Annotated in this window: 19 protein-coding genes; 6 read left to right on the top strand and 13 right to left on the bottom strand. The window is 36.0% G+C overall.

Annotated features, from left to right (window positions below; all coding sequences use genetic code 11):
- Positions 1-3 precede the first annotated feature (3 nt).
- The 7 genes from BMX63_RS04020 to BMX63_RS03995 all read right to left on the bottom strand — a co-directional run bounded on the left by BMX63_RS04020 (position 4) and on the right by BMX63_RS03995 (position 3,397).
- A complete protein-coding gene (locus tag BMX63_RS04020) occupies positions 4-741 on the bottom strand; it encodes a DnaD domain-containing protein (protein WP_093132216.1) in 738 nt (245 codons plus the stop codon).
- A gap of 35 nt (positions 742-776) precedes the next feature.
- Positions 777-956 (bottom strand): hypothetical protein, encoded by a 180-nt coding sequence (locus tag BMX63_RS04015; protein WP_093132214.1) that lies wholly within the window; start codon positions 954-956, stop codon positions 777-779.
- 424 nt (positions 957-1,380) lie between these two features.
- Positions 1,381-1,674, bottom strand: a complete 294-nt coding sequence (locus BMX63_RS04010) for a hypothetical protein (RefSeq protein WP_093132212.1) — start codon at positions 1,672-1,674, stop codon at positions 1,381-1,383.
- Between the two features lie 5 nt (positions 1,675-1,679).
- Entirely contained in the window at positions 1,680-2,204 is a 525-nt protein-coding gene (locus BMX63_RS04005; protein WP_093132210.1) for a hypothetical protein, read from the bottom strand.
- A 53-nt stretch (positions 2,205-2,257) separates the two neighbouring features.
- The gene (locus BMX63_RS17885; protein ID WP_177167169.1) at positions 2,258-2,395 is read right to left on the bottom strand and encodes a hypothetical protein; all 138 of its coding nucleotides are present in this window, start codon (positions 2,393-2,395) and stop codon (positions 2,258-2,260) included.
- Positions 2,367-3,083 (bottom strand): ORF6C domain-containing protein, encoded by a 717-nt coding sequence (locus BMX63_RS04000; RefSeq protein ID WP_093132208.1) that lies wholly within the window; start codon positions 3,081-3,083, stop codon positions 2,367-2,369. The genes BMX63_RS17885 and BMX63_RS04000 overlap by 29 nt, the downstream gene beginning before the upstream one ends.
- A 56-nt stretch (positions 3,084-3,139) precedes the next feature.
- A complete protein-coding gene (locus tag BMX63_RS03995) occupies positions 3,140-3,397 on the bottom strand; it encodes a helix-turn-helix transcriptional regulator (protein ID WP_093132206.1) in 258 nt (85 codons plus the stop codon).
- A gap of 148 nt (positions 3,398-3,545) precedes the next feature.
- On the opposite strand from BMX63_RS03995, the gene BMX63_RS03990 reads away from it, so the two are divergent.
- The 4 genes from BMX63_RS03990 (at position 3,546) to BMX63_RS03975 (ending at position 7,319) form a co-directional block, all read left to right on the top strand.
- On the top strand, positions 3,546-3,974 hold the full coding sequence (locus BMX63_RS03990) for a helix-turn-helix domain-containing protein (RefSeq protein WP_093132204.1): 429 nt from the start codon (positions 3,546-3,548) through the stop codon (positions 3,972-3,974).
- A gap of 80 nt (positions 3,975-4,054) precedes the next feature.
- Positions 4,055-5,023: a hypothetical protein gene (locus BMX63_RS03985; protein WP_093132202.1), complete on the top strand. Its 969-nt coding sequence runs from the start codon at positions 4,055-4,057 to the stop codon at positions 5,021-5,023.
- 338 nt (positions 5,024-5,361) lie between these two features.
- Positions 5,362-5,859 (top strand): ImmA/IrrE family metallo-endopeptidase, encoded by a 498-nt coding sequence (locus BMX63_RS03980; protein WP_093132200.1) that lies wholly within the window; start codon positions 5,362-5,364, stop codon positions 5,857-5,859.
- Between the two features lie 20 nt (positions 5,860-5,879).
- Positions 5,880-7,319, top strand: a complete 1,440-nt coding sequence (locus tag BMX63_RS03975; RefSeq protein WP_093132199.1) for a recombinase family protein — start codon at positions 5,880-5,882, stop codon at positions 7,317-7,319.
- On the opposite strand, the gene BMX63_RS18820 is transcribed toward BMX63_RS03975, so the two are convergent.
- Positions 7,297-7,530 carry a competence protein ComK gene (locus tag BMX63_RS18820; protein WP_177167168.1) on the bottom strand — a complete coding sequence of 78 codons (234 nt, stop codon included), beginning with the start codon at positions 7,528-7,530 and terminating at the stop codon, positions 7,297-7,299. The genes BMX63_RS03975 and BMX63_RS18820 overlap by 23 nt on opposite strands.
- Before the next feature lie 328 nt (positions 7,531-7,858).
- Between BMX63_RS18820 and BMX63_RS03965 the strand changes: the two genes are divergently transcribed.
- Positions 7,859-8,446 (top strand): SCO family protein, encoded by a 588-nt coding sequence (locus BMX63_RS03965; RefSeq protein WP_093132195.1) that lies wholly within the window; start codon positions 7,859-7,861, stop codon positions 8,444-8,446.
- Positions 8,447-8,518: 72 nt separating this feature from the next.
- Here BMX63_RS03965 and BMX63_RS03960 read toward each other — a convergent pair whose 3' ends face one another.
- From BMX63_RS03960 to BMX63_RS03945, 4 genes are all read right to left on the bottom strand, one after another.
- The gene (locus tag BMX63_RS03960; protein ID WP_093132193.1) at positions 8,519-9,316 is read right to left on the bottom strand and encodes an ABC transporter ATP-binding protein; all 798 of its coding nucleotides are present in this window, start codon (positions 9,314-9,316) and stop codon (positions 8,519-8,521) included.
- On the bottom strand, positions 9,294-10,304 hold the full coding sequence (locus BMX63_RS03955) for an ABC transporter permease (protein ID WP_093132191.1): 1,011 nt from the start codon (positions 10,302-10,304) through the stop codon (positions 9,294-9,296). Before BMX63_RS03955 ends, BMX63_RS03960 begins: the two co-directional genes overlap by 23 nt.
- A gap of 13 nt (positions 10,305-10,317) precedes the next feature.
- Positions 10,318-11,310 carry an ABC transporter substrate-binding protein gene (locus BMX63_RS03950; RefSeq protein ID WP_245732710.1) on the bottom strand — a complete coding sequence of 331 codons (993 nt, stop codon included), beginning with the start codon at positions 11,308-11,310 and terminating at the stop codon, positions 10,318-10,320.
- A 206-nt stretch (positions 11,311-11,516) separates the two neighbouring features.
- Positions 11,517-13,061, bottom strand: coding sequence for a fatty acid--CoA ligase family protein (locus tag BMX63_RS03945; protein WP_093132187.1), 1,545 nt, complete (start codon positions 13,059-13,061; stop codon positions 11,517-11,519).
- 339 nt (positions 13,062-13,400) lie between these two features.
- Between BMX63_RS03945 and BMX63_RS03940 the strand changes: the two genes are divergently transcribed.
- On the top strand, positions 13,401-13,973 hold the full coding sequence (locus BMX63_RS03940) for a hypothetical protein (RefSeq protein WP_093132185.1): 573 nt from the start codon (positions 13,401-13,403) through the stop codon (positions 13,971-13,973).
- A 34-nt stretch (positions 13,974-14,007) separates the two neighbouring features.
- Here BMX63_RS03940 and lplA read toward each other — a convergent pair whose 3' ends face one another.
- Entirely contained in the window at positions 14,008-15,012 is a 1,005-nt protein-coding gene (lplA, locus tag BMX63_RS03935) for a lipoate--protein ligase (RefSeq protein ID WP_093132502.1), read from the bottom strand.
- Between the last annotated feature and the right edge of the window lie 70 nt (positions 15,013-15,082).

The following is a 15,082-nucleotide window of genomic DNA, read 5'->3' as shown; positions in this document are numbered from 1 at the left end:
CACCTAGAATAAATGCGAATAATCACCTGATACTTTTTGTCCTTTTTGTTGTTTTTTATGCTTGAATTGTTCAAACTGGTTATCGTCTTTAAAAACATTGGCCAATGACTTAATTCCTTTTTGGTACCATTTTCTTAATACACCAGCTGCATAATCAAAGTTTTTCATTTCCCTTTTGGCTCTTTTCATCGCTTCAAGTACCAACTCTTCTCCTAAGTCATCAATGTAGCTATCTAAGGTCATTTGCTGTTTTGGACTAAGAACCATAAAGTATTCCTGAGCTGTTTGAATAACACGCGAATAGGATAGGTCTTTGTTTTGTTTATGTTTAGTTTCGTTTGGTTTAGTAATAGCGACAGGTTGTGCGACAGATAGTACGTCAGACTGTGCGACAGGTTGCACGTCATTTTGTGCGACTTTATGACCGTCTAAACTTTTCATCTTATAAACTGCAGCCTGATTTCCTTTTCTAGATTTCCATTCAATTAACCCACATTGGTACAAGCGATTTCTTGAACGTTCAATCGTTCGCCTAGTTAATCCTGTTTTCATTTCCAGGACTGATATGGCTACCGCAAACTGTGCTCTCCATCCACTTTTATTGTTTATATGCATCAATGCATGCCATAAGACAATGTCTGATGCTGAAAGCTTGTTTGTTTCGAGCCAATCATAAAAGGCGTTAATCTCCTTTAGATAATTCATTGGGTTATCGACCTCTTTTATTAAAAATTTGGTCATGAAATGATGAGATCTTCATAGAATAGTACAAACCATCAAAGTAAAGTGAGTTTTTTGGGCTGACAGTGTGCAATTTTGCCCTCAACTGCAATCAATTCATAATCTGGATAAGCAGTTATCAACCAATTCTTTAATTGATTAAAAAATAAATTGGTGTCCTGATCACGTAGATTAGCGATTTGACCTGGAATAATAACCTTATGAGGCACTAGCAATTGGTTCACACTCCTTTCATATTGTTTTTTGAACAAAGCTGTGAGAAAATATATTTAGCAATATTTTCTAAGGGAGCGATTCTCACATTTTGTGGAGTCGCTCTTTTTTTATGGTGCCTAGCTGCACCGTCATGCCCGGGAATGTATGGCAAATAAACATTCAGAAATGAAGGGGAATTAGACACTCGACCATCTTAAACAGACGCAATTTGTTAATAGGAGGTAATCATCATTCCCAGGCATGACGGCAAAGCCAGACCTTGCCGTTTTTATTCATTTGTGGTAAATTTAATTCACTAGTTATTCCATAGAAATCAGTAAGCTAAATAGCTTGCTGATTTTTTATGCATTTAGACGGATAACAACTTGCCAAACAATGAACATCAATACAGAGAAGAAATACATCCAACGGTCAACTGCTTTATCATTCATAACCATTTTTCCCCTTCATCCTCAAGATGTGTTGCATCGTTAATGGATTTAGTGGAACGGCTTTAACCATCACTTGGTGCTTTTCTCGATCACTAATGATTTTGTTATTTCTCATATAATTAAGTGTGTTTAACGTCTTCTTTAAGTCCTGGTAAAAGTATTCAACGGATTCAAAATTCCCATATTCAAACTCAAGCTTCATTGGCTCAATTAAGTAAATTCCACATGCACGCTCTTGTTTCGCTCTTTCAATATCCTCAGGTAAAAACTGGTCTTCAAAATTCATATCAATCAGCTCCTAACATAATCACGAGATTTTAGTTTTCTATGATGTTCATCCCACTGTTCGGACCAATTTAATTTGTATTCATCACAAACAACTGCTATCCAGTTCACTCCAGCTGTCACAACATCCATCATTTCTTGAACAGATTGTTTAATTTCTTGTACCTGAAAGCTTTCAACAAAATCAGGATTTAATGACGTTTTGACTCGCTTAATGGCTTCGAGTGCTTCTTCCAACTCTTCTGCTGTCTTGTCCTTAACGGAACTTCTATGTAGGTCTGCAGCTCGTCCATCTAAACGGGTAACGCCCCATCCGACGTATTCTTCCGCAGCTTCCAACGCCACCCATGGGTTGTTATATTGATCCATAAAGTGCTGCGCCATTTCCGGCTGAACCTTGTACTCTCCATTTTCCTGCTTACAAACTGCTTCGCGGGATAAGTAAGTTTCCATTGAAAGTTGCTGTTGGGTTTTCCCTGTACTTTTTCGTGAATTCTTAAGTGTATTTGCAGCTCGACTACCTTTTGCCATTTTTCACCACCTCCCTTCTACCATTAATAAGTAATTAGATTGATAGGATTAAATTAGACGGCTTCCTGGTCACCGTCTTGTTCCTTGTTCTTTTTCTTAGTAATTATTTTTGGTGCTGAATGTTCGGCAAAAAAACGAACAATGGTCAATTTTGTTTCATGACTAATTTTTGGTGGTTTTATGTCTTTCATTTAGATCACCCTCATCGTTTGTTGTTTCGATTTCAATTCTTAAACCGGTAGATGGTTGCCACATTCCGATAAAACGCAATCCATCTTCAAATTGTTTTTTAGGTAAATCACCGTATCTAGGAAGAGAGAAATGTTTTTTGAATTCTCTCCAAAACTCGGAAAAAGCTTTTCTGTTTAATTGCTTGTAAGCAGGTGATTCTTTGCCACCTAAAGCTTCAATAACAACAGAGTTTGCTTTAGAGCGAATCTGGAATTCTTGTCCACCATCAATGCGCATGGTTTCTTCCAGGTTCGTGATTCTTTTATCTTGGCTAACTATTTCGTTAACTGCGCCTTGCAAAATTTCTAATTGGCTTTTAGGTTGTTCTAATTCATAGGAACCTGTTTTTCTGATTGAAGGAATTACTTCATGGGTAATCCAGCGCTTGAATTGTTTGGCTTCAGGTTTGCGACTAGATAATACTAAGTTGTAAAGACCGAACTCGTTAACTCCACTTACTTGTTGAAGTCCTCCAGGGGTGTCCACTTTAACCGACCCCCTTTCGTCATTATCAAGTCGAGAGACTGCATCTCGGTATTTTGAAATAGATAGAATGTCACACACATCTTTGGCAACAAACCAAGGTTCATTTTCTAACTCAACAATTTTTAACTCGTGGCCATCAAATACTTTTGTTAATTGATTCATATTGATTTCTCCCTTTTATATTTAGGAATTTGTATCCAATGCGAATCGATAGGCAGTTAGATCACCTCCCGACCACACAACGTTTTGTTGTATTTCTGTTTAAAAAAAATTTCTTCTGGATTAGAGTTAAAAATCTTGGCTATTGATAGAGCCAATTTCAGGCTTGGGTTTCTTACCCCCTGCTCAATCATGCCATAATAACTGTCAGTTATTTTGATTCCAAAGTCTTCACGCAAAGTAGTAACAACATCTTTTTGTGACATAGACATATTTTTTCTTAATTCAATTAGGATCCATCGCTTTTCTTTTTTCATGAAGTCACCTCCCAACGTTTTGTTGTTTTTATCTTAACCCAACATTTTGTTGTTGTCAACATTTTTTACAATTTTTCGTTGTATTAATATAAATGCCCAACTATATGTTGTACAATATAGTTACGCTAGTATAAAGGATGATCGAGAGATGGTAGATGTAAGTATAAGATTAAAAGAACTAAGAAAGAAAAATAAACTTACACAAAAAGATGTTGCGGATTACTTAGGTATCACGGAAAGTGGTTATGGTTATTACGAACAGGGGCGAAACGAACCTTCTATAGAGATACTTAAAAAGTTATCTAATAAATATGGAGTCTCGATGGACTATTTAACAGGAGAATCTAACCAACCAACATATGATAGGAATCATGATTTTGATTCATTGGCTGAAATCAATCGCCTGGTTAAAGAATATGGTATCGACCAATCCGGTTTCTTCGATATAGAGAAATGGAGAAACATGGGGGCAGAGGAGATTAAGCAGCTAGAGAGTTATTTTCAGTTTATTACGGAGCAGGCGAGGAAGAAAAACAAAGAAGAACAAAATAATAACGATGATTCCTTCTTCGGGTAAATAATTAATATTATAAGGTATTAACATCTAGACAAGCTAAAGTATGTTTAGGTGTTTTTTATCATTGGAGGAGTTTTGGAATGGATTACAAAGGTTTGAATAACGAATCAAAATTTCAAGTTTTTTTAAATAACACTATAAAAATAGAAGGTGAAATAAGAAAACTGTATACAGAACGTTTAAAAACGTTTAATAAGACTAATTTAGAACATAATCCTGAACCATTTAGACTTTTAAATCCAGACAACTGTTCAGTAATTTTGTTCATTGTTCCGTATGAGTTTGATTTTTCAACAGCATGCCAAGTTTTTCTTTTATCTACTCCCGGTAAACGACATGAACGAGTAATACCGCTTGGTCATGATGATTTAATGGATGTAGACAGTTATGATAATAAAGAAATCTTTTTCAACTCAGTTGTTTTACCCAAGCATGGTTACCATCCTTCTCAAATTATTATGGATTTTTCTGATTTTTATACTAATAGAGATAAGGATTTAAGTATACTTTACAACACAGTAATTCCTGATCGGTTCATGTCTACTCACAGTATTAGAAGTAATATAATAAATACGATTCGTGATGAAGTATCAGAATTTAAAAGCGTGAATAATACCAAACTAAGTTATTTTGCTAAAGATGCGTATAAATTCCCTTTTTCTATAATAGACTTAAAACCACTTATTGAGTTAGTTAATGACGATGACTTTTCATATCAATTAGATCAAGCGATGGCCGCGTACCACGAAAACTTGTTTTTGCCTTGTGCTGCAACACTAGGAGTTGTTTTAGAAACGGTGTGTATAAAAGTTTTAGAACTGCATGACGGAAAAACTCCAAAATCAGGTGAGACTCAATTAGGAAAATTAAAAGATTCGCTAATGAGTAAAGAGATTATTTCCCGAAGAGATAATAATAGACTAGAGGTGGCCTATAAAATGAGAAATATGGCATCTCACACAAGCCCAGGTATCGCTTTAAAAGAGGATTGCCATTTCATGTTAAATGTGATTAACGCCATAGCTTTTGAATATTTAGAACAAAAATAATCACCATGGACACTGTGATATTTTTTCACTAGCATAAAACGGATCTTCTTCAACTTTAATATTATGTTTTTCAATTTGATGAAGAATATCTCTAGTTATATTACCAAGGTACCCATTTATATCTACAGACTCATAATCCATTTTTGCAAAATGAACAGCTCTATAAATTACAGCCAACTGATCATTGGTAAAATTCTATTTTATTCATATAATCCATACCTCTTCTTATCCATTTATCTTACTACGGTTAATAATGAAATGTCCACAAATTGGACATTTTCTTTTTTATTGTAAAAACGAACAATTGTTCGTATAATTAGGAAAAGGATGGTGACATTATGGCACTAAATAACTATGCAACAACCGCATTAGAAGATTGGGTTTCAAATTGGTACATTCGAAATTATATTGATTCCCCCATGGATCTTAAAATTGAAAAAATTGCACAGACTTACAGAATTTTTATTCATCAAAAAGAAGTTCCGGCTCGCTTTGATATTGTTGGCCGTTACAAAGCGATTGTTTTGGACAAACGTTGTAGTCAAGAGGAACAAAGAGAACAATTCTTTCATGAACTATGTCATATATTAAGACACACTGGGCATCAAACAATGATGCCTGAATCGTTTAGAGAGCTTCAAGAATGGGATGCTAATCATTTTACTCTATATGCCGCTCTACCCTATCACATGATTAAGCAATATGATTTTGAAAATCCGGGAATCATATCTACCCTTGCACAAGATTTCGAGGTAACAGAAGATTTGTGCCGAGACAGATTGAATAAAATTAACAGAAAAACTACCAATATGCAATCCTCTTATCTTTTAAGATGATGTTAGATGGGGTGTAAAAAATGAAAACAGGAATTTATATACGCGTTAGTACTGAGGAGCAAGCGAGTGAGGGTTATTCAATATCAGCTCAACGTGAAAGACTACAAGCATATTGTATTGCACAGAATTGGGACGTGGTGGGTTTTTACGTTGATGAGGGCATATCAGCAAAGGATACGAACAGACCTGAACTTAAACGAATGTTAAAGGACATAGAGACTAGGGAAATAGAATGTGTCCTAGTTTACCGGTTGGACCGACTAACTAGATCCGTACTAGATTTGTACAAGCTATTGGATACTTTTGAGAAATATGATTGTAAATTTAAGTCTGCTACAGAAGTATATGATACAACTACCGCTATGGGACGATTGTTTATTACGTTAGTTGCAGCTCTTGCCCAATGGGAACGTGAGAATATGGCCGAACGTATTAGTATGGGCCTTCAAGAAAAGGCTAGGCAAGGTAAATATACGCACAATCAACGTCCGTTTGGTTATAATCTTAAGGATGGAATATTAACAATTAGAGAAGATGAGACTGAAACGCTACGATTAATTTTTGATCTCTATCTAAATGGAAAAGGGGCCAATGCGATATGCAAATATTTAAACGCTCGAAATATAAGGACCAGGGACGGAAATACCTGGAACGATAAACCATTAATCCAGATTTTAAAAAATCCTCTCTACAAAGGCACAGCTACATGGCTAAGGGGAACAGAAAACGAAATTAAAATAGAGGATGCGCATCCGGCAATCATTGATAAAGCAACTTTTGAAAAAGTTCAACAAACCATAGAAAGACGTAGAACCTTATCCCCTGTTAATGTATCAAGCGATTATATTTTTTCTGGTAAAATCAAATGTTTAAAATGTGGATACCCAATGGTTGGTTATAGGGTTTATGTGAACAACGCCAGAGGTGAAAAAGTAGATTACAAGAATTATCGTTGCTTACATAAGAAAAGTGGTCAATGTACAGGCTCTAAGTCCATATCCGAAAAGAACCTTAACAAAGCCTTTATGGAATTTATGAATCATGCCGTTTTTTCTCAAGAAGCCGATCAAATTTCTAATCAGAATATTAAATTGAAAGATCGTGCTGCTGAAATCAAGCAAGCTGAGAAAGATTTAAAAGAAGTTGAAAAGCGCAAGAAGAAATGGCAATATGCTTGGGCGAATAACTTGGGAATGAGCGATTCTGACTTTGAGAAAAGAATGAGAGAAGAAAACCAAATTGAAGAAGAAGCTAGGGAAGTACTTCAAAATTTACAAGTCGAGGAAGAAACAGCTATGGATAATCAGGAGTTAAAAAGAATCTTGAAAAATTTCAATACAAATTGGAAAGAACTTGATGAACAAAAAAAGAAAAACCTCGTTCAATTAGTAGTAAAAAAGATTGATTATGATTATGATGAAGACAATAAATTATACGTTAAAAACGTAGAATTTCATTAGTTTTTAGTATCTCCATAACCCCGAAACCTCTCAAACTAGATCCAAAGTACTTACATGCCTCATCAATCAATTTGCGAGGAGACTGTCGTATACTGTACTCATTTTTCTCTTCCAACGCTATCGAACCAGTCATTCCATTTTCCAAAAATTCCGGAACGATAGCCAACGTAAAGGGGGAAATCTCGTATTCTGTTTTCTTTAATGGTTTCACTTTATCATTCCTTTCTCCTATTTATATCCATAATATAGCATAATATTAAGAAAATTGATATATGAATAAAAGAAAGCATATTTAAAAAAACAGCATTTTTTAACAGCAAAAATCATTTTTCTCATGAACTATATTTTAATTTTCCGGGTTAAGTTTTGTTTAAAAATCAATTTTTAAGTTTTTGCAGAATCTATGAGATTCGTCACAAAACAGATAAACAATCGTCGAAGTTTCTTCACACATCTCTCCCTTACTCATTTTGGTTTCAACTATTATGAAACTATATGGAATCTTATTTAATTGATTTAGATTTTGGGAGGCGATGGGGATGAGGAAAACGTATTATGCTCTGTTTGCCACTATTCTTGCAATGGGTATAGGGTTAGGGATTATGTACCTTGAATTTTGGCGAGATACAGGAATCAAACTTCCAGAGGATGTAACGATGGAATCTGTTTCAGGGGAAAACTACTCATTTCAGGATATGGAGCCAAAAGTAAGACTGGTAGAATTCTTCTACGCTAAGTGCCCGGATGTTTGTCCACTTACGACACAACGTATGATGCACTTAAAGAAGCAGTTTGAAGAAGATGGTATATTTCATGACGAAGTAGAGTTTATTTCGATTACAATTGATCCGGAAAATGACACGAAACAGGACTTAACAGATTATATGAGGCGACATGGAATTAAACAAAACGAAGGCTGGATTTTTCTAAGAGGAAGTCTGGAGGATACTGAAAAAGTTGCAGAACCATTTCGCTTTTTATTTAACGACAACGGAACAGACTTCATTACCCACACATCCTTTTCATACTTATTAAATGAAGATAATCAACTTGTAGAAAAGTTTCCAATGGGTGAGGGGTTTAATAAGGAAGAGATATCCAATCGTATTATAGGAATGATAGATTAATCAATTAATCCAGAAACAAGGTCAGAGACTACTTCCACTGACCTTGTTTCTATATAACCCTTTTAACCAGGATTAACTTGATAGCACGGCACGATCATTATCAAATTTTTTGCCCCTGATTTTCTGGAATTCTTGAATTAAGTCTTCAACAGTCAAGCCTGCCTTTTGTTCCTCATCTGCATCAAAAATAATTTGCCCTTCATCCATCATAAACAGACGATTCCCCAGTTCAATAGCCTGATCCATCTGGTGAGTAACCATTAAGGTGGTTAGCTGGTGCTTCTTCACCAGTTCTTTTGTGATATTCGTAATTAACTCCTGTCGGGCTGGATCCAGAGCTGCAGTATGCTCATCAAGTAATAGAATGCGTGGCTTGGTAAAGGTTGCCATAAGCAGGGATAAAGCCTGACGTTCCCCGCCCGATAATAGACCAACCTTTGTATTAAGTCGATCCTCTAATCCTATATCAATAGAAGAGAGTAATTCTTGAAATTCCTCCCGTCTTTTGGCATTAACCCCTCTTAGAATCGATCTGTTTTTCGTACGACCTAAAGCCAATCCTAAGTTTTCTTCGATAGTCATATTTGGAGCCGTACCAGCCATTGGATCCTGAAAGACTCGGCCAATCCATTTAGACCTTTTTTGTTCCGGGATAAAGGTGACCTCTTTGTTATCAATCGATACCGCTCCGAAATCAGGAAATAGTACACCCGCAATAATATTTAATAAGGTCGACTTTCCTGCTCCATTACTCCCGATGACTGTGACAAAATCTCCCTCTTTTAATGTTAAATCTACGCCTTGGAGTGCTTTTCTCTCATCAGGGGTACCTTCATAGAAGACTTTTTCAATCTGATTTAGTTGAAGCATGTTCATTCGCCCCCAAATTTTCATTTAATCTTTTTCGCTTCGAATGGCGTTTTTTATTTTCTTTGATCTGCTTCCACCAATATGGAATGACCAGTGCGCCGATAACGATAAGCGAAGTAATTAATTTCATATCACTGGCATCGACAAAATCGACTCGTAATGCTAAGGCTATAATCATTCGATAAACAATAGCACCAAGCATCACAGCTAGTGTGGTACGAACAATTTTTTTGGTACCAAATAAACCTTCCCCAATAATAACGGATGCCAATCCTACAACAATCATCCCTACACCAAGATTTACATCACTAAATCCATTGTATTGAACAATTAAAGCACCACTAAGACCAACAAGACCATTGGAAAGGCCTAAACCCATTACAATGTAACGATTCGTATTAGCTGATAAGCTTCGAGCCATACGAATGTTATCTCCTGTTGCTCTTAGGGCTAATCCAGCTTCTGTTTGTAACAGCCAATCAGTAATCAATTTAATAAAAATCACAACGATAAGCATACTAATGATGACTAAAAAGCCATCTGGAGCATAATTTTCGATTCCGATCGCCGTAAAAGGCTTAAGCAGAATCGCATCTGCATTTATACTCTCCCACCAGCTTCCGATAATCGAAAAAATCGTAGACTCATTCAATAGTGGAATATTGGCTTGCCCCATAATCCGTAAGTTAACGGAATATAAGCCAGTCATCATTAAAATGCCAGATAGAAGCGGATTTATGTTTCCCTTTGTATGCAATAAACCTGTTACACACCCAGCTAAAAAGCCGGCTACCCCTCCCAGCATAGTAGCTAAGAAGGGGTTCGCTCCGTTTACGATTAAGATTGCACTGACCGCTCCACCAGTTACAAAGCTACCATCAACTGTCAAGTCAGGAAAATCTAGTACTCGAAATGTTAAATAAACGCCTAATGCCATTAAAGCATAGATAAGGCCGGATTCTAACGCACCGTATAGTGCATCAATCATAATGTTTCACCCTTTATTCTTGTTGTGTCTGAACTATTTCTGCCTGTTCTTTTAGTTCATCTGGAATTTCTACGCCCATATTTTTGGCTGCATCTTCATTCACATGTAAAATCAAATTTTGTGGATATTCAGCAGGAATCTCACCTGGATTCTTTCCTTCTTTTAATATTTCTACCGCTTTTTGACCTGCATTGTAGCCAATATCCGAATAATCAAATCCGTATGCTGCAAATCCCCCACGTGCAACGGAATCTAATTCACCAACGAATAATGGCAGCTTTTCCTGTTCACTTACCATAATTACTGATTCCAGCGCACTAACAACCGTGTTATCAGTAATAATATAAAAAGCATCAACATTACCAATTAACGATTCGGCTGCTTGTTTAACATCCGCTGAGGTGGCTGCATTTGCTTCCTCTATCGTTATATCTAAATCCTGGGCCGCTTCTTTCATTAAATCAACCTGTTTCACAGAATTTTGCTCTCCTCCATTATAAATGGTCCCAACGGTGTCATAGCCCATATCCTTGACTAAGTGTAACGTCTTAGGAATTGAATCGGAGTTAAGATCAGATGTCCCTGTTACATTGCCTCCTGGATTTTCCATGGATTCAACTAATTCTGCTCCAACAGGATCTGTAACAGACGTAAAAACAACTGGAATATCAGCTGTCTCGTTCGCTGCACTTTGCGCACTTGGAGTAGCATTAGCGAAGATTAAATCGACATCATCGCCAACAAATTTACTAGCTATTGATTGATTATTTTTTACATCACCCTGTGCATTTTCTTCTTCAAAAGTGACATTTAGGCTGGACTCGTTTAATGCTTTTTTGAATCCCTCTGTGGCTGCATCTAATGATGGATGCTCAACATGCTGCATAATCCCGATTACATAATCAGCATCACCACTCTCATTTCCATCACCTTCAGAATTCTCTCCGCCACACGCAGAAACTATGAATAGTAGTCCAAATAATAGAATGAAGCCAAGCTTTTTCACATTTCTTCCCCCTTTAGCACTTTGACGCTTTTGTGCTTTTATGTATTAAAGTATAAAGAATATAGAAGGTTTTTTCAACCCTAAATTATGAAAAAAGAAGTTGAAAATTGCTTAAAACATGGCTTTTCACCTATAGTATGAAAAATAAATCCTTTACGTGTAAAAAGAATCAAGGAACAGATAGGCTATCCCTTGATTCTATCAAGCTATTCATTTTGAACCATATCTTTTAATGACCGGCGCAAAATCTTTCCAGTTGTATTCTTTGGTAATTCATCTAAAAATTCGATTTTACTGGGTACCTTATACTTAGCTAAATGTTGTGAGCAATACGTAATAAGTTCTCCTTCCGTTATTTCTTCTCCATCCTTAAGAACTACAAATCCTGTAACAGCCTCACCAGCATCAGGATCAGGAACGCCAATCACAGCTACTTCAGCTACACGGTCATGATTGTATAGCACCTCTTCTACTTCTCGTGGATAGACGTTATATCCCCCCACTAAAATCATATCTTTTTTTCGATCAACAATATAAAAATAGCCTTCATCATCCATTCTTGCCATATCACCTGTATGGAGCCAGCCATCTTTTAAAGCTGCATTCGTTTCTTCCGGCATTTTATAGTAGCCCTTCATAACATTTGGACCACGAACAACGAGTTCACCCACTTCACCAACAGGTACTTCTTCCCCAAATTCATCAACTACTCTATTTTCTACATGAAGAATACTCTGCCCAATCGATCCTGCTTTCCTTGGTCTGTCCAACGGATTAAAGCATGTAACAGGGGAAGCTTCAGATAAGCCGTAACCTTCTGAGACCATGACATTAAATTTCTTTTCGAAGTTCTCTAGTAATGCAACCGGCATTGCAGCCCCACCGGAAATACATAACCTCATACTCTCGAAACTCTCAGAATCCCCCTCTGGATGTTGAAGTAAGTAATTGTACATGGTTGGAACACCAGCAAAAATCGTAATTTGATATTTTTCAGCTCCTTTAAATACCTCAACAGGTGAAAATTTAGGCATAATCAAAACCTGTCCGCCATTCATTAATGGAGCGTTTAAAGCTACCGTTAAGCAGAATACATGAAACATTGGTAAGGCAGCAATCACACGATCTTCTGGACCCATTTTTAAATAATCAGCCACATCTTTAGCATTTGAATATAAATTTTTATGCGTTAACATGGCCCCCTTTGGCTTTCCAGTAGTCCCTGATGTATAAAGAATGACCGCTATATCATCATCTTTCAATACAGGGCGGTTCAGATCCAAATTGTCGTCCTGCATGATCTGGGTAAATGACAATAGCTTAGAACTCAACGGAGAATTGGTAAAATGAAGTTCGGGATTTGTTTCTCCAACAATATAATGTTCCACGCTTGGAATTAAATCCGCCATATGCTCAAATTTTTCTAATAAAACATCTAACGTAATGATTCCTTTAACATCTCCATCATTCACTATATAGGAGATTTCATCAGCAGTATAAATCGGATTGATTGGAATAACTGTAGCTCCAATTCTAAGTGCACCATATAAACCAATAACAAAGTGCGGGGTATTTCCTGATACAAGTGCGATGTGATCTCCTCTTCCATATCCTAATTCTCGCAAACCTGAAGCGAACGTTGTCACTGCACCCTCTAACTCCTGATAGTTTTTCTTATCTCCTTGAAAAATATAAGCGGTTTTACTTAAGTGATTCTTAGCTGTCAATGATAGTTGATCACTTAAGTTCATTCATAATCCCTCCTAAGCAACTAATGAATGAATAGTCATTCATTTTTTAGCTATAAAAAAAGTCCTTCTTTTATTATAGTTTAGGAATGGTTCATACACAAGAAAAGGTTTTCATAATTACGAAAAATGACTAGGGATAATGCTCAACGAGTAGAAAAACGGAAGAATTCGCAAATAAATGGTTATATTTTTACAAATTTTTTTCAAATCAGTCCAAAACCAGCGAAGATGTTTCATTCTTGTTAAATTTTTCAAAAAGAATTCCATTATAATTTGGATTAAGCTATAATTTTATTAAGAAAATTTTGTAATTAACTGTTAGAAAGGAAGAGGTGGAACATGTATATCATTATCAGTCTTATTGCTCTTACTTGTCTTTGTTCACTATTTTTCGCAAATAAGTTTCCTCCTCATTCCACCTTAATCAAAAAGCTTCAGAAAAAAAGGTATCGAAAGGTGATGGCAGGTGTATTAATCATTAGCCTGGTTTTCCTTTCTTATGGAATATATAACAATCTGTATAGTTCGTCTGAGGAACTGGATATCACTTTAAAGGACGAGCAATACAGGGTTCTGGGTGATATAGGTAATGTGGGATATTTTTCAGGTGAACAGATTATCCGGGATCAAAAAACCAATTTGTACTTAGCCTCGTGGAGGAAACTGGATTTAAATCAACACACAGAATTTAGAATATCCTATCCATCGGGAAGGAAAGAAATTTGGCTGCCAAGTGTATCGGTGGTTGAATGTGACCACTTGACTGATAAATATGGCATTCAAGAGGTTTATAAATTATCTCCTTATTTGTTTATTGAAAAAGGAGATATTGACCTTTCCATTCAGGAAAATGGAGACCAAATAGCTGAAATTTCTGTTAAAGTTTCAGCCAACAAAGAAGAAAACATGTGAATCATTATGATTCACATGTTTTCTTCTTTTGTATTTAGTATACTAAAGAAATAAAATCTTCTAATGCAATGTTTCCAAAGTAATGTTTAATATCCACATCACCGAGAGCTTCGGTTAAAGCCTCACGATTATATCGGGTACCGATTAATTTTTGCTCAATATCTTTAACTTCTCCTACTCCAAAGAAGTCTCCGAAAATCTTACAATCCTCTATGGTACCTTTCTTAACATTTAATCTTACGTCAATGGTACCTGCACCTTCGAAACGTTTAGATTGCTGAATATCAAACTTAGGTGATTTCCCGTAGTTCCAATCCCATTGCTGATAGCGTTTTTCTGAAATTTCATGGATTTGCTGCCAATCTTCTTCAGTTAATTTATACTTTGGCACATCCTCTACATTCTCTACATTAAAAATATAACGAAGAAGGAGGTTTTTAAATTCACCCATGGCTATTTTTTCATTAAGAAATTCAGAAATATTAGCCACACGGCTACGAATCGATTTTATTCCTTTTGATTTAATCTTTTCTGATTTTACCTTCAGGGCCTTTACAACGTTCTCAAGTTCTGAATCCAGCATTAAGGTACCATGACTGAACATGCGACCTTTGGTAGAAAATTGTGCGTTACCAGAAATTTTGCGTCCGTCTACTTCAATATCATTACGACCTGATAGTTCAGCATTAACCCCAAGCTTTTGCAGTGCATCCACTACTGGCTGGGTAAATTTCGCAAAGTTACTAAAGCTATTTCCGTCATCTTTTGCCAAAAAACTAAAGTTTAGATTTTCGAGGTCATGATAAACAGCCCCACCACCTGATAAGCGACGAACAACTTTAATATCATTTTCTTCTACATAATCTGTATTTATTTCTTCAATGGTATTTTGATTTCGACCAATAATTATAGATGGGCCATTTATGTAGAAAAGTAAGTATGTATTACCACCTTCAATATTCATATGATTTAAAGCAAACTCTTCAATGGCCAAGTTTATTCGAGGATCTGTAATCCCCTCATTATCAATAAAATACATCATAATAGGTACCCCCTTATCTATTCTCTTCTAATATTGTAAACATTTGCCTAAAAGAAAGCAAAAGATA

The sequence above is a fragment of the Salinibacillus kushneri genome (assembly GCF_900111405.1).
Classification (GTDB): Bacteria; Bacillota; Bacilli; order Bacillales; family Alkalibacillaceae; genus Salinibacillus; species Salinibacillus kushneri.
This window is presented reverse-complemented; position numbering and strand designations above follow the sequence as displayed.

Bases quoted from the DNA above. Each gene is read 5' to 3' on its own strand.
- BMX63_RS03940 (WP_093132185.1), top strand. From the start codon at position 13,401: ATGTATATCATTATCAGTCTTATTGCTCTTACTTGTCTTTGTTCACTA.
- BMX63_RS04020 (WP_093132216.1), bottom strand. From the start codon at position 741: ATGACCAAATTTTTAATAAAAGAGGTCGATAACCCAATGAATTATCTA.
- BMX63_RS04010 (WP_093132212.1), bottom strand. From the start codon at position 1,674: ATGAATTTTGAAGACCAGTTTTTACCTGAGGATATTGAAAGAGCGAAA.
- BMX63_RS03995 (WP_093132206.1), bottom strand. From the start codon at position 3,397: ATGAAAAAAGAAAAGCGATGGATCCTAATTGAATTAAGAAAAAATATG.
- BMX63_RS03965 (WP_093132195.1), top strand. From the start codon at position 7,859: ATGAGGAAAACGTATTATGCTCTGTTTGCCACTATTCTTGCAATGGGT.
- BMX63_RS03985 (WP_093132202.1), top strand. From the start codon at position 4,055: ATGGATTACAAAGGTTTGAATAACGAATCAAAATTTCAAGTTTTTTTA.
- BMX63_RS03975 (WP_093132199.1), top strand. From the start codon at position 5,880: ATGAAAACAGGAATTTATATACGCGTTAGTACTGAGGAGCAAGCGAGT.
- BMX63_RS04000 (WP_093132208.1), bottom strand. From the start codon at position 3,083: ATGAATCAATTAACAAAAGTATTTGATGGCCACGAGTTAAAAATTGTT.
- BMX63_RS03990 (WP_093132204.1), top strand. From the start codon at position 3,546: ATGGTAGATGTAAGTATAAGATTAAAAGAACTAAGAAAGAAAAATAAA.
- BMX63_RS03945 (WP_093132187.1), bottom strand. From the start codon at position 13,061: ATGAACTTAAGTGATCAACTATCATTGACAGCTAAGAATCACTTAAGT.
- lplA (WP_093132502.1), bottom strand. From the start codon at position 15,012: ATGTATTTTATTGATAATGAGGGGATTACAGATCCTCGAATAAACTTG.
- BMX63_RS03960 (WP_093132193.1), bottom strand. From the start codon at position 9,316: ATGCTTCAACTAAATCAGATTGAAAAAGTCTTCTATGAAGGTACCCCT.
- BMX63_RS04005 (WP_093132210.1), bottom strand. From the start codon at position 2,204: ATGGCAAAAGGTAGTCGAGCTGCAAATACACTTAAGAATTCACGAAAA.
- BMX63_RS03980 (WP_093132200.1), top strand. From the start codon at position 5,362: ATGGCACTAAATAACTATGCAACAACCGCATTAGAAGATTGGGTTTCA.
- BMX63_RS17885 (WP_177167169.1), bottom strand. From the start codon at position 2,395: ATGAAAGACATAAAACCACCAAAAATTAGTCATGAAACAAAATTGACC.
- BMX63_RS03955 (WP_093132191.1), bottom strand. From the start codon at position 10,304: ATGATTGATGCACTATACGGTGCGTTAGAATCCGGCCTTATCTATGCT.